This is a genomic window from Devosia nitrariae, from assembly GCF_030160115.1.
GTDB lineage: Bacteria > Pseudomonadota > Alphaproteobacteria > Rhizobiales > Devosiaceae > Devosia > Devosia nitrariae.
The window spans coordinates 42,116-55,193 of the sequence record NZ_BSNS01000014.1; the positions used below are offsets into that span (position 1 = coordinate 42,116).

Consider the following 13,078-nt stretch of genomic DNA (forward strand, 5'->3'; position numbering starts at 1 on the left):
CCGCGACACAACAGGCTGGAGCGCGCAGATCGCATCGCGTTCCCGGCGGTTGAGCGGCCGCGATCTCCGGAGAGTGCCCGATCAGGGCCCGAGCCTCATTCCCCTCGGATGAAACGGGGAGAACCTGCCGGCGCCCCGGTTGTCCCGCCATCGATGACGATCTCGGCCGCCTGCACGCCTGAGCTTTCGTCCGAGGCGAGAAAAACCACGGCGTTGGCCACCTCGTCGGCGGTGGTCATGCGATTGAGCGGCGCACGCTCACCAAGTCGCTTCTTTTGCCCGTCGCGAGCGGACGTTTCCATGGCGTCCATGCCCCAGCTCGGCGTATCGACCGCTCCGGGAACAACCACATTGACACGGATACGGCGGGGAGACAGTTCCGATGCCAGCGAGCGGGCCAGAGCGGCCGACGCTGCCTTGCTGGCAGCATAGGCGCCCGCTCCGGGCGGGCCCATCGAGGCATAGACCGAACCCATGAGGATGATGGAGGCGCCGTCGCGAAGATGCGGCAACGCCAGCTGAACGGTCATGAAAATGTTGGCAACGACCCCGAGCTGATTTTCCAGGTCCTTGCGTGTCGTGTGCCCGAGCGCCGAATGAACGTAGTGCCCGGCATTGGCGAACACGATATCAATGCCGCCCGACCGTGCCGCCGCGCTGCGCATGGCCGCTTCCATGGCCTCATCGTCGCCGGCGTCCGCGACCACGCCCGTGCAGTTGTGTTCGATGCGAGCCAGCGCCACCTCGAGCCGCCGCGGCTCCCGGCCCGTGATGGTGACGTCCGCCCCGTGGCGAACGAACGCCTGCGCCGTTGCCAGTCCGATACCGCTCGTACCTCCGGTAATGATTGCCGTCTTGGCGTTTAGCCGCATCACGTCCTGCCCCTCAGCGCGGTCCGCGGGGCATCTGTTTGCTCGGCCCCGTAGAGAGATTGCCCACCCACGGTACGCTGGTTTTTCCAGCCGCGAAAGCTGCTCGGCGTTCCCGCAAATATAAGCTCCGGACCCCGGGAGCGATGGCTGGAGGTCAGTGAACCCGACGCCAGGTCGATCATTGTTGCAGTAGCGGCAATGTTTGGAGGATCGCGCATGCAAAGAACCGGCCCTGCCCTCAGCCCTGGTAACCTTTCGCGGCTCTTGTTGACCGCGCTCAACAACGCTGACGTGGAAGCTATTGTCAGCCTCTATACAGAGAACGCGGTCCTGGTTCTGCCTGATGGGGAAACCGCTCGTGGCCACGGCGAGATCAGGTCATTCTACGCAAAATTGTGCAGGGATCGGCCGCAGTTTCCCCCCGGCAAGCAGTCTGCACCACTGATCAATGGCCGCGTTGCCTTGACGTCGACCGTCCTGGCGAACGGCACGGTTACCGCCGAGGTTGCAGCGCAGCAGGAGGACGGAACATGGCTGTGGGCGATCGATCACCCATTCATCGGACCAGCAACGTGATCGCGAAGAACCGTTAGCGGACGCTGCGCTCAGCCCATTCCGTCCAGTCGATTGTGCCGTGATCGGTAATGGCATCCATTGCGTCAGGGAGAACGAGGTCGCAAAAGAGCACAATGTTCATGCACGACCACCGCGCGCTGGGGACAATCAGACCATCAAATTCAAGGAAATGTGCAACCTCTGCGATATCTTGTGAGCGCGGATACTCGTTGCTTACCCGATCGTAGGAGAGTTGGCCGTATCTAGACGTGTCGAGCCCCAGCGCCGACAAGGCTGACAGGTCGACCAGCTTCAGTGCCCCTGCCAACGACACATCCAGTTCGTGGATGCCGTACCTCACCTGCGACGGAAACACAGGCTGTCCCCGCCCGAGATGGAAGTACACCTCGGCGATGGCGCCATCGCGTTCCCTTGAGGTGTAGAGAACGTCGAATGTTCCATCGTCCCAACGACCACCGGCGCGGGAGCAGACCAGGGGAGACCTGCCCTCCTTGACGACACGCCATGCCGTTCCGGCGAAGGCGGCCGGCGTGTGTGCTTCGATCGCGTCGATCAGCGCGTTGTCGCGCCGTTTGCGAGTGTGCACCATATGTTAGAGATAGACTTCGTTATCGAGGCGATCGATGACTTTAAGGACCTCGATAGCGCGATCCTGATGGATGAAATCGATGGCACGCTCCCCATTTAGCTGAGGATGGCGAGCGTAAAGCCAGATGCGAATCTCATCGGACGAATAATAGTCCGTCAGTCTCATTACGACGTAATGCAGGTCGGAAAGGATGAGCTCATTGCGCGGCTGAGGCTTGATGTCACCAGCGCGCCATCTGGAAACCGTCGCTTTCGACACGTCCATAATGTTGGCGATGTCGGTGCCTTTCAGGCCACCCGACTTGCCAATCTCGTCCAGAAATCTTGGAACCGCTCCCTGCATACCAATCATCGCTTTTGTTCAAGGTTACTGCCGTGGCTTATGACCGAGGGCTGCCACCGTTTTCGCACGCGGAGCGCCCTTGCCGGGCAGCGTGCGTGACATTACCAGACACAGGGTTCGTTCCATATCGGTTTCACAATGGACACTATCTGAAACACATATGCAAAGTCAAGCTTTTGACGTTCAAGTGAACGAGCCAAACGTCGATGCTCACGCCGCCCCAGCAGCCTGAGCAATTTCTCGCGGTCGGGCGTGCCCGCCGTTGAGCTGCCGGTCGGAGAACGGTCGTGTTTGAGTTCGCGCGCGAACCTCCCGATAGTTCGCGCCGTTTGACAGGGTCGGCGCGCCCACAAAGGTTCTGCGGTGCGGTACAAGCCGCATCCGGACCCGCGGAAAGGGCAGAGCCCACTTGTAGCCAAGAGCTGACATCTTCCAACCCTTTGTGCAGCCGAATTGCGGGTCGTCGGCGTAAGATGCACGGAGATTCCCATGAAGTCGCTTCCCAGCCGACCCGATATCGATCACCTGAAACGTCAGGCCAAGGAATTGCTGGCCGGTTACAGGCGCAATGCGCCCGACGCGGTCCAGCGCTGCCGAGATGGCCTGCCCGCCGCGGCGGGCCGCGATCACGACGCAATCCTGGCGCTGGGCCTGCGCCTGCACGACGCGCAGTCCTGCATCGCCCGCGAATACGGTTTTGCGTCCTGGGCCGATCTCAAGACGTTTGTCGAGATCAGCCGGGTGCGGGAGACCGATCCCGCCACGCTGGTGACCGCCTTCCTGAGGCTGGTCTATTCCGGCGACATCGCCGGCGGCACGAACCGCGCCAGGCCGAAGATCGCGGCGCGGCTGCTGGAGGAGAATCCGGAACTGCCCCGGCAGGACCCCTGGATCGCCTGCGCCGTCGGTGACGCCGAGACGGTCCGCCGGCGGATCGAGTCGGACGCGGCATGGATCGACCGGCCCGGTGGCCCGCTCGAGCTGACGCCTCTTATAGCCGCCGGCCATTCGAGCCTGCTCTCGATACCGCAATATCGCGACCGCCTTCATCGCACGGTCGATCTTTTGCTCGACGCGGCGCCGACCCCAACCGCACCGTAACCAAGCGCTGGGCGCCCTCCGCCGAAGCGCCGCCCGAGGAGTGGCGGGTCTCGGCGCTTCATGGCGCCGCCGGCGTGAATTTCGACCCGGACCTCACTCGCCGGCTACTGGCGGCCGGCGCCGATCCCAACGACGGCGAGTCGCTCTACCATTCGCTCGACAACCCGGTCTGCACACCGCTTCTGCTCGAGGCCGGCGCCGTGGTCGGCGGTACGAACGCGCTCTTTCGGTGTCTCGATCTCGACGACATCGGCACGTTCAAGCTGCTCCTGTCGCATGCGGTCGGCGCCGAGGATCTGAAAGGCGGCCGGCTGCTCCTCTGGGCGATCCGGCGGCGGCGTTCGCCCGCCCATGTCGAGGCCCTGCTCGCCGCGGGCGTCGACCCTGCGGCCAGGACGAAGGACGGCGTCAGCGCATATGTGCAGGCTCTGCGATACGGCCTGCCGGAGGTCGCCGCGATCCTGGAAGGGGAAGGCGACAACGCGGAGCTCGATGACGAGGACCTGTTCGTGGCCGCCTGCGCGCGCGGCGACGCGGAGGCGGCCCGGCTTATCGGTGCCAGGCGGCCCGACCTTCCAGGCGCGCTCGGCGAGGCCCGTCTACGGATGCTTCCCGAACTCGCGGCGGCGGGCTGTACCGGGCCTGCCATGCTGATGGCCGACCTCGGCTGGCCGATCGACATAGAGGGCGGCGACTGGCGCGCGAGCGTTCTGAACCAGGCGGTATTCCGCGGCGACGCCACGCTGGCGCGCCACCTGCTCGGGCGTGGCGCCGCCTGGACGGAAAAGCATGGATACGGGGACAATGTGTGCGGCACGCTGAGCTGGGCCTCACTCAACCGTCCGGTCGAGGACGGCGATTGGGTAGCTTGCGCCGAGGCTCTCGTTGAGTACGGGATGCCGAGGGCGGAGCGAGATCCCCAACATCCCGAACACGTCGTTGTCGCCGGCACGCGCCGCCAGTTCTCGGAGGACGTCACCGCATTCCTCCTGGGCGAAGACCAATCCGGCGTCTCAGGCTGACTGCGTAGTGCGGTCGTTTTGAGCTTGCGGCTGTAGACCCGGACGAGGCGGCAAGCTCACCCACGCCCGTCTATGACTACGTCGGCAGGAAACTGACGACGGCGACGAAGACGACGAAGCCGACAACGATCGTCAGCGTTGTGCGGCTCCGCCGGTTGGAGACGCCGCCGCCAGTCAAGTGAACAGCCAGTGCCGCAAGGAGCGCGGCTCCGAGCGCGATCAGCGCGACAATGATTCCGCTCATCGTATCCTCCTGACGAGTTCGTGTGAATGTCGAGCCGACCGTTCCATCGGGGCGTCACGCGGAGAGAGCGTCAAATGCAGGCCCCAGAAGGAGTGTTTGATGGCCTCCCCCGCACTGTTGGCTCGACCCGTTCCTTCCGTGAGCGCTACCCCCTCGGCCCGCGCGAGGAATCCTATCCACGCACGACGGCAAGATTGAACTGTGGTCCCCCGAGTTTCCCCTCAAGGCGCATCCACAGCGGAATGAGCTGTTCCATCGCCCTCGACGCTCCCAGGTCACCGAGATCGATGACGTCCTTCCAGCCGAAGCTCTCGAGCAATGTCGTGACCTCACGTTTGGCCGGCTCGTCGTTGGACGCAAGAAAGACCGTATGCCGCTGTTGCAGGTTGCCAGGATCGATCATGAGATGCGCGCTGACGCTGTTGAGCGCCTTCACAACGCGTGCGCGCGGATGCGCCTTTTGGATCGCTTCGCCGAGCGGCGTCGTGATCGGTTGATCGATGGCACTTTCGTAGTTGCCGATATCGATCAGGATCTTGCCGTCGACCTCGCACTGGCCGATCACCCGCAACGCGACTTCGCCGGGCAGGGCATTGATCACCCAACGACCATGGGCGGCCGCCTCCGGGGCGGTGCCGAGTTTGATACCGGGGAACTCCTCCGCCTTCGTCGATGCGTTGCGCGAACCCATCATCACGTCATGGCCGAGCGCCAACAGTTTTCGCGCGATCCCGCCCCCGACCTGGCCGCTTCCCAGAATTCCGATCTTCATATCCGTTCTCCTTGGTCGCCACGCCCGGCATCAGTCGAGCCGACCGTTCTAGTCGTTGTCGTCATCCTCTTCATCGTCTCGATCGGGACGATTGCCGTTCGGTCCAATCAGGTACCAGTCCTCGCCGAAGCTTTCGATGTCGTCGCCGTTGATGTCGCCGGGCGCGAGATCCTGCGCATAGTAGTAGAGCGGCCAACCGTTATAGGTGACCTGCAGCAGGTCGTCGGGCCGCGTGATGGTACCGAGCAGCTCAGCCCTGACCTTGGCGTCGCCGACCGGCTCATCGACGACGATCAATGGTGGCCAGACGCCAAGGCAATCGCCTTCGCAGGCACTTGCAGCGGGCGTGCCTTCAACGCCCCGTGTGTCGGCCTTGAACATGTAGAGAGCCATCCCGGAAGCGTCCACGAGGTACTCGCCTTCTTCGGCATTGGTCGCCGTGGTCAGGGGTGCATCAGTCGTTTGAGCCAATACAGATCCGGCAAGTGTGCTGAGGCCGGCAAGGGTGATCAGGAAGGTGCGCATCGGATTTCTCCATGAGGTCGCGCTCGAGCGGCGCATAGAGTAACGGCACAACGCAGCTGAGGTTCGAATGGGCAACGCCGTTGGAGTTCCCGGCAGCTGGTCTCTTCTTCGTCTTTGCGCGTACCGCACCACCGCTGGACCCGCGTTCGGCGATCAACGGACTGGCCATGAGCCCGAGCGGCGGCCGCAACTCTCAAAGGTAGTCCGCCGATATGAGGCGAACCTGGAAGAAGGGTAGATACGGGTCGGTGCCGTAGTGGTTGCCCACCTTGATCTGGCTGGGAACAGTGAAGCCACCGAAAGTCGCTTCGACCTCGATTGTCCCGCCGAAGGGCTGTAGGCGGAAGGTTCTGTCAGGGTTGACGTCACTCCAGCGCATGGTGACGATTTCGATCACCCGACCATCGGCATCCAAAGTCATGTCGACCGGCTCGATGTCGGTGGTGAAGAAAAGGCGGGCCGTATTGGGGCCGGTCTGCTCCCATCTGACGCCGTGTTCCGGCAACAGGCTTGCCGGCACCCAGATGGCCTCCATGGCGGCACGCGTAAGTGCAGAGCGATAGAGGTCCGGCGACGCCTGCGCGTTGACAACCGGGAGCAGCCCGTTGATCCAGAAGCGGGTCCAGGCCGCTCCTCGAACGAGCGCATCGGAACCCGAGATGTGCATTGGTCCCGATTTCATCTCAGGTATCCATACGAACTCCGCCGGTGGAGCGAGTATCTGACGGGCCTGCATCTCATAGGTCTGGAACCGGCTCTTGTCACCGAGCAGGAAGGTGCCCTGCATCTCCAGGCGCGCCGTCGAACTCAGCGGGGTCCCCGGGGCGATTGCGTGCGTGAAGTAGCGTTGTGCGATCTCCGGCAGAACAGAGAGCATGGCCTTATCGAAGGTGCGGCCAGCCGGTCTCGCTCGCGCGGCGACATCGGCCATGGCGGCCTCGGCGTCCGAAGTAGCCCGGCGATAGAGACCATAGGCAACCACCACGGCAGCGATGAGTGCCACCACGACAGCGAGCAAAATCCACTTCCACATGGGCAAGGCCTGGCCGGTCGCATCAAGGTGCTTGCCACAAATGTAGCGCCCCCTGGACCAGTTTCGAAGGTCCTCTCAAGGCTCTGCCGACGGGACGGCAAGACCGCGCGGGGGGGCGATCATATCGATCGCGACACCCTGGATCCGGCCACCCATCTTCAGCCGATGACGACGTTCCGCGTCACCTGCCCATTCGTCTCCCAGAACGTCACTTTCGTGGTCATCAGGGGGTCGTCCATCGCCGGCTGGATGTTGCCACTGGGTATCGATCGCGCGCGAGGTCACGGCGTGGCTTCCAGACGCGGGATCGGGCCAGTCGAGGGACCAGATGTTCCAGGCTAACTCAGCCTCTTTGCGTCGGAAGGCTCGCAACTGCGATAAAGAAACACGGGCAGTGCCCAACATAATGGTATTTGTGGTTTATACCCCCCATTGATACACGAGCCCTGGGCCGACTGGGAGAGCGCAACCGTAACGCTGCGGCGGCATCACTTATCCAAGGGAGGTAACAATGGACTCGATCATTCGAAGGGGCCTGAGCCGACGCTCCTTTTTGGCCGGTACCGCCGCGCTGGGCGCGGCCACGTTCCTGGGCACCCGCCGCGCCTCCGCCTATGACTTCAACATTCCCGAGCCGATCGGCGAGCTGAAGGCGGACGGTCCGTTCCGCTGGCTGGACAGCGGCGACCAGAAGGCCGTGTTCTTCAGGCAGTTCTTCGAGCAGTACGGCAGGGAGCGCGGCATCGAGACCGTTTACGATGGCCTCCCCTTCACCGAAATCGCTACTGTCCTGCCACTTGGCATCCGAAACAACACGGCGCCGGACGTTTTCTGTCTGCCCCTCGGGGCCCAGCCGAGCTCCGCAGTGCAGGAAGGCTGGGTGCGCTCATACGATGATCTGATCCCCGACATCGAGAGCTGGAAAGCGAAATTCCCTGCCGGCGCATTCCTCGAAGGCCTGAACATGTTTGATGGCAAGACCTATGGGTTGCCATACACGTCCGGGCGCTATTGTGCGGCGACCCTGCTGTTCAACCGGAAGCTGATGAACGATGCCGGGTTCGATCCCGAGTCGGAGCCGTTGACCTGGGATACCTTTCGCGAGGCGGCGCGCAAGATCACCGAAGGCAGCGGCGGTCGCACCTATGGCTTCATCATAGGCGGCGCGCAGGTCAATCGCTGGAACGACGTCGTGAGGACCCTGGCGCAGTTGGCGGGAGCCTCGTGCGGAGCGGGTTCCATCTATGCCGGCATCGACTTTCGCACCGGCGAGGTCGTCTTCGACGCCGACCAGTTCGTCGAGGCCGTCGAGCTGCTCATCGCCATGCAATCAGACGGAAGTATCTTCCCGGGTTCCATGAGCATGAATGCGCCGCAGGCGCGCGCCTTCATGCCTCAGGGCGCGGCCGGCATGATTCTGCAGGGTCCGTGGAACGTTCCGCAATGGGAACGCGAGAATCCGGATTTCGACTTCGGTCTGGCTCAGCCGCCAACCCCGCAAGGCGTCGAACAGGGATACACCACTGGCGAAGGTGTCGCCTCGCAGGGCGTTACCGTCTACATCAACGCGCTGTCCAGGAACCCGGAGATCGCCGCCGACGTGTTCCACTATCTGGGGACCGAGCAGGGCCAGATCGACTGGGCCAACATCGACGGCGTCGCCGACGCTCCGGTTTTCCGCTCCGCGATCGAAAACTCGCAGATGTCGGAGCGATCGCGAGCCGTGGTGGCCCTGTTCGACAAGTTCGTGCGGGTCGGCCCAAATCCGTTTGTGGCCAACGCCCAGCTGTCTGAGGTCGCCAAGGCCTACTCACCGCCGACTCCCAGTCTCGCCGAGACGGTGCAGGGCCTGGTCACGGGCCAGATCCAGGGAGTCAAGGAGAGCCTCACCGAGCTGGTTTCCGCGACCAACACGGCGCTCGACGCCGCGATCGAAACGGCAAAGGCGAACGGAGCCGAGGTCAGCCGGGACGACTTCGTCTTCGGCAACTGGGATCCGTCGAAGGACTACACGGCCGAGGACTACAAGGCGGCGTAGGCCGCGCCTGCGCCGACGTTCGGCTCGTTCAGGCCGCCTCTTCCTTTTGTTGTTCCTCGAAGTAAGCCGTGCACAGGTCGATGAGCACGCGAAGCGGCTCGTAGTGCGCGATCGACTTTAGATAGAGGGCGCCGGAGGCGGCCACGACCCTGCCCACTTCAACCGGCGCGGGCCGCAATTGCGGCCCGTGCAGTTCCGTGACGGCAGCCGCAGGAAGCATGCAGAGATAGTCGCCTTCCTGCAGCAGCCTGATGATCGCGAGCAGCGATGTCGATCGAATGCGAATATTGGGCGACATACCGGTGCGCTCGACGACCGCGTGCTGAGTCTGCGCTCCGTAGATCGGATCGGCCGAGAACACAATCCACGGATAGGCAAGGATGGCGGCGTAATCGTCGGGCTTGCATTGGTGGATCGGGTGGTCAGCTCTCGCCACGATACGGTCGCGCACGCTGGTGAATTGATGGGCCACCAACTGGGAAGCGAGGCGGCCGAGCCTCGGGAAGCCCCCCAGCGCCACGTCAACGCGGCCCTGCATGAGGTCGTCCAGCAGAAGTTCTCCCGTATGGTAGCCGATCTCCAGCGTCAGATTGGGGAACCTCTCCTGCAGCCGGGTGGCGACGACCGGCAACACGGAGGAGGTCCACAGCGGACCGCCATTGATACGCAGGACACCCTCGACGCTGATGTCTTCGGCTGCGAGGTCCAACTCGGCCAGTTCCCATTCCCGCGACATGCGCGAGACGGTCGACAGAAGCTTGTGCCCGAAGGCGGTCGGCCGCACGCCGCGTGCATGCCGCTCCATAAGCGGCTGACGATAGTGCGCCTCGAGCAGGTTGAGAGAACGCGAAAGCGCGGGCTGGGTGATGTTCAGGCTCTCGGCCGCTGCCCGGATGCTGCCGGCCTCCGCGATAGTGCGAAATCGGAACAGCAGGTTCATCCGGTCAAGCACAGCGATAACCCTCTTTAATCATTCGCTCTCATAATGGCATTTGTTTCTTATCCCTGCAATTGGTAGGGGCGGTTGAAGCCGACGCGGCGCGTCCCGCCCGGTGCTCGTTCAAATGAACTGCGGGATCTGTTTTCATGCGGGTAATCTGGTTCGACATCGATTCCATGCGGCCCGATCATTTCGGCTGCTACGGCTATCACCGCGATATCACGCCCAACATGGATCGCATCGCCCGCCAGGGCGTTCGCTTCAACCGGTGCTACGTCAACAGCTCGCCCTGTGTGCCCTCGCGCGCCAGCTTCATGAGTGGGCGCTTCGGCATTCATCATGGCGCGCTCACCCATTGGGGGCCGGGAAGTGAGTTCCGCTTCCCGGGCATCGACAAATACGACACCTTCGCACCGCTGCTGCCGCGATACCTTCGCGAGAACGGATACCGTACGGTCAGCTTCTCGTCTTTCGCCGACCGGCATCTCGCCAACTGGTTCTATGCCGGCTGGGAGGAATTCAACACCTCAACCCTCAAGCGCGGCGACGAAACGGCCGACGAGGTGAACGCCGCCGTGCTGCCCTGGCTCGAAAGGAACGGCGCGAGCGAAAACTACTTCCTGCACATCCAGTACTGGGATCCGCATCGAAACTACGAACCGCCGCAAGCGTATTTCGATGCGCTCAGGGATCAGCCCGCCCCGGACTGGCCGGACGCCGGGGCCATTCGTGAGCACGCGGCCAATTACGGGCCGTTTGCGGCCACGGAGTTATACCCGGCGCGTGACGGCACTCCCCCAAACGAGTTGATGCCGGCGCGTATCGACACCGTCGAGGATTTCAAGCAGTTCGTCGATGGCTATGATGCCTCCATCCGCTACATGGATGACCGCATCGGCGAGGTCTTTTCCGTGCTCGACCGCCTCGGCGTGCTCGACGACGTCGCGATCGTCATCAGCGCCGACCACGGCGAATCCATGGGTGAGCAAGGGATCTACGGGGACCACGTCTCGGCTTCCGAACCCGTCCACAACGTGCCTCTGATTATCCGCTGGCCGGGTGTCACGCCGCCGGACAGGTCTCACGACGGCCTGCTTTACAATGTCGACGTGCATCCGACGCTGTGCGAGCTGTTGGGCCTTCCGGTGCCTCAGGGCTGGGACGGAGAGAGCTTCACGGACGCCCTGCGCGGCGAACCGTGGGCCGGCCGGCCTTATCTCGTCTGGGACCATTGCCTCTATACCTGCCAGCGAGCAGTGCGCACGCCGGAATGGCTTTACATCCGCAACTATCATCCCGGGCTGTTCCCCTGGGACGACGTGATGCTCTACGACATGCGCGTTGACCGCCGCATGACGCGCAATCTGATCAAGGACAAGCCCGAGGTCGCGCGTGACCTCGACGGCGTCTTGAACGATTGGCTGCAGCAAAATCTTGGCCCCGGCAGCATGCCTGACCCCATGGGCGAAGTCATCCGAACGGGGCCATTCAAATATGTGCGGCTCGAACCATGGCTGGCGCGCCTGCGTGCCAAAGGGCGCACCGGGGACGCCGATCGCATCGTCGCCCGCCTTCACGACGGGCACGGGTGCCAGTGACTTACGACTCCTCAACTGCATCGGAACCAACAGGGGAGATCGATAGGGTGCTCGAATTCACTCTGATGGCCGGCGCCACCGCGCTCTTCTGCAGCTCCTTTGACCGCGCGCGGGGGATGGCTCCTCGCCGACGTGCCGCGAGGACGTTCACCTCGAATTGCTCTTCGGAAACAGCACGCGATCTGGTTCTGCATTCATTCGCGCCAGCATTTCCTTGATCAAGCGTGTCTTGGTCCGTCCCGCTACCTTCGGCGGCACCAGGTAACGCACGATCGCCTCGAGCCAAGCGTATTCACTGACGCGAAAATGAACCACGGGATGTTCCTTCACCTCGAGTTCGTCCACCGGAGTTTTCGACAGGATGTGCTTATAGATCTTCACCTTCTGGCTCATGACGTCGCCGATCTGCTCGTCCACGACCTCTCTCATCGTTTGCGCCACGAATTCCAGATCGCTTTCATAGGCGACCTGGAACTTGATTTCATTCCAGACATAGGGAAACAGCGGCCAGGAATAGTTGAAGACCGGCGTGTTGAATACGGTGGAGTTGGGAAACTTGATGACGCGTCCGCTTGGATGATCGGTCCAAAGATGTTCCCCGCCGAATTCCCATAACGTCGTGTCGAGATAGCTGACATCGATGACGTCGCCATGGGCATCGCCGATGAAAATGCGATCGCCAACGCGATAAGGCGCCCTGATCAGGATATGAATCCATGCGATGAAACTCGAGATCGGCATTTGCAGCGCAAAGCCGAGGATCAGCGAGATGAGACCCAGCGAAACCACCGCGGCGTACCAGTTCACAAATAAGATCGAAATGGCCACGAAGACGATGGTGATGGCGACGAGCAATCGAAAGATACGCTTCAGGTTGAACCGTGAAACGCGATTGGGAATTCCGCCAATGAGAACGACTTCAATGACATTGGCGACGGTCAGCATAAGGAAAATGAGAAGGCCGCCCCCAAGGTAATTCAGCACACGAGCGCGCAAGGGCGCGTCAAGCCATTCCAGCCAATTGATCAGGACTTGGATACCAAAGAGCAGCAATGCAGCGCCAGCATAGCCAACCGTCCACCAGACGCCTTCCCTGGTCAGGGTGAAACGGAATTTTTCCGCGGGCTCCTTCGCCTTTCGCTGCATGGTTTTTGGATCAGCAGTCTCCTGCGCGGCCCGTTCGAGCCGGGCAAGGTTCTCCTGTTCCTTGTCGCCTTGTTCCATGGGTTCACCCGGATGTCGCCGACGAATGGGGCGCGAACAAGCACCAGTAGGATAGCACCTGGATATGAGCGCGTCGCGCTTCGCCTCATCGAAGCTCCCACCGCTGCCGCAAAACGGGATTTTGCCCGCCAGTCTCACCCTCCATTGTAACCTTGCGGGTCATTGGCGGTTAACGGCTGCCTGTCACATTGCTGTCATGGCC

The 13,078-nt window shown here is 62.5% G+C and carries 14 protein-coding genes; 5 read left to right on the forward strand and 9 right to left on the reverse strand.

The features are described 5' to 3' along the window. Positions 1–95 precede the first annotated feature (95 nt). Positions 96–872 carry an SDR family oxidoreductase gene (locus QQK18_RS15750; RefSeq protein ID WP_284341328.1) on the reverse strand — a complete coding sequence of 259 codons (777 nt, stop codon included), beginning with the start codon at positions 870–872 and terminating at the stop codon, positions 96–98. 216 nt (positions 873–1,088) lie between these two features. Between QQK18_RS15750 and QQK18_RS15755 the strand changes: the two genes are divergently transcribed. After that, complete coding sequence (locus tag QQK18_RS15755) at positions 1,089–1,448, forward strand: YybH family protein (RefSeq protein WP_284341313.1); 360 nt, start codon at positions 1,089–1,091, stop codon at positions 1,446–1,448. 13 nt (positions 1,449–1,461) lie between these two features. Here the strand turns inward: QQK18_RS15755 and QQK18_RS15760 are convergent, their stop codons facing one another. Both QQK18_RS15760 and QQK18_RS15765 read right to left on the reverse strand, forming a co-directional pair. Then, complete coding sequence (locus tag QQK18_RS15760; protein WP_284341314.1) at positions 1,462–2,037, reverse strand: RES family NAD+ phosphorylase; 576 nt, start codon at positions 2,035–2,037, stop codon at positions 1,462–1,464. Between the two features lie 3 nt (positions 2,038–2,040). Next, the gene (locus QQK18_RS15765) at positions 2,041–2,388 is read right to left on the reverse strand and encodes a helix-turn-helix domain-containing protein (protein WP_284341315.1); all 348 of its coding nucleotides are present in this window, start codon (positions 2,386–2,388) and stop codon (positions 2,041–2,043) included. A gap of 480 nt (positions 2,389–2,868) precedes the next feature. Between QQK18_RS15765 and QQK18_RS15770 the strand changes: the two genes are divergently transcribed. Together QQK18_RS15770 and QQK18_RS15775 are read left to right on the forward strand one after the other, a co-directional pair. After that, entirely contained in the window at positions 2,869–3,480 is a 612-nt protein-coding gene (locus tag QQK18_RS15770) for a hypothetical protein (RefSeq protein WP_284341316.1), read from the forward strand. Positions 3,481–3,554: 74 nt separating this feature from the next. Further along, on the forward strand, positions 3,555–4,502 hold the full coding sequence (locus QQK18_RS15775) for an ankyrin repeat domain-containing protein (RefSeq protein WP_284341317.1): 948 nt from the start codon (positions 3,555–3,557) through the stop codon (positions 4,500–4,502). Between the two features lie 76 nt (positions 4,503–4,578). On the opposite strand, the gene QQK18_RS15780 is transcribed toward QQK18_RS15775, so the two are convergent. The 4 genes from QQK18_RS15780 to QQK18_RS15795 all read right to left on the reverse strand — a co-directional run bounded on the left by QQK18_RS15780 (position 4,579) and on the right by QQK18_RS15795 (position 7,061). Further along, positions 4,579–4,746, reverse strand: a complete 168-nt coding sequence (locus QQK18_RS15780; protein WP_284341318.1) for a hypothetical protein — start codon at positions 4,744–4,746, stop codon at positions 4,579–4,581. 172 nt (positions 4,747–4,918) lie between these two features. Beyond that, positions 4,919–5,518, reverse strand: a complete 600-nt coding sequence (locus QQK18_RS15785) for an NADPH-dependent F420 reductase (RefSeq protein ID WP_284341319.1) — start codon at positions 5,516–5,518, stop codon at positions 4,919–4,921. A gap of 48 nt (positions 5,519–5,566) precedes the next feature. Then, complete coding sequence (locus QQK18_RS15790) at positions 5,567–6,043, reverse strand: COG4315 family predicted lipoprotein (protein WP_284341320.1); 477 nt, start codon at positions 6,041–6,043, stop codon at positions 5,567–5,569. 193 nt (positions 6,044–6,236) lie between these two features. Then, complete coding sequence (locus QQK18_RS15795) at positions 6,237–7,061, reverse strand: DUF6544 family protein (protein WP_284341321.1); 825 nt, start codon at positions 7,059–7,061, stop codon at positions 6,237–6,239. A gap of 526 nt (positions 7,062–7,587) precedes the next feature. On the opposite strand from QQK18_RS15795, the gene QQK18_RS15800 reads away from it, so the two are divergent. Then, complete coding sequence (locus QQK18_RS15800; RefSeq protein WP_284341322.1) at positions 7,588–9,114, forward strand: ABC transporter substrate-binding protein; 1,527 nt, start codon at positions 7,588–7,590, stop codon at positions 9,112–9,114. A gap of 28 nt (positions 9,115–9,142) precedes the next feature. Here QQK18_RS15800 and QQK18_RS15805 read toward each other — a convergent pair whose 3' ends face one another. Beyond that, the gene (locus QQK18_RS15805; protein ID WP_284341323.1) at positions 9,143–10,054 is read right to left on the reverse strand and encodes a LysR family transcriptional regulator; all 912 of its coding nucleotides are present in this window, start codon (positions 10,052–10,054) and stop codon (positions 9,143–9,145) included. A gap of 146 nt (positions 10,055–10,200) precedes the next feature. Here QQK18_RS15805 and QQK18_RS15810 point away from each other — a divergent pair, with 146 nt between their 5' ends. Beyond that, complete coding sequence (locus QQK18_RS15810) at positions 10,201–11,652, forward strand: sulfatase family protein (protein WP_284341324.1); 1,452 nt, start codon at positions 10,201–10,203, stop codon at positions 11,650–11,652. 147 nt (positions 11,653–11,799) lie between these two features. Here the strand turns inward: QQK18_RS15810 and QQK18_RS15815 are convergent, their stop codons facing one another. Then, positions 11,800–12,876, reverse strand: a complete 1,077-nt coding sequence (locus QQK18_RS15815; protein ID WP_284341325.1) for a mechanosensitive ion channel family protein — start codon at positions 12,874–12,876, stop codon at positions 11,800–11,802. Between the last annotated feature and the right edge of the window lie 202 nt (positions 12,877–13,078).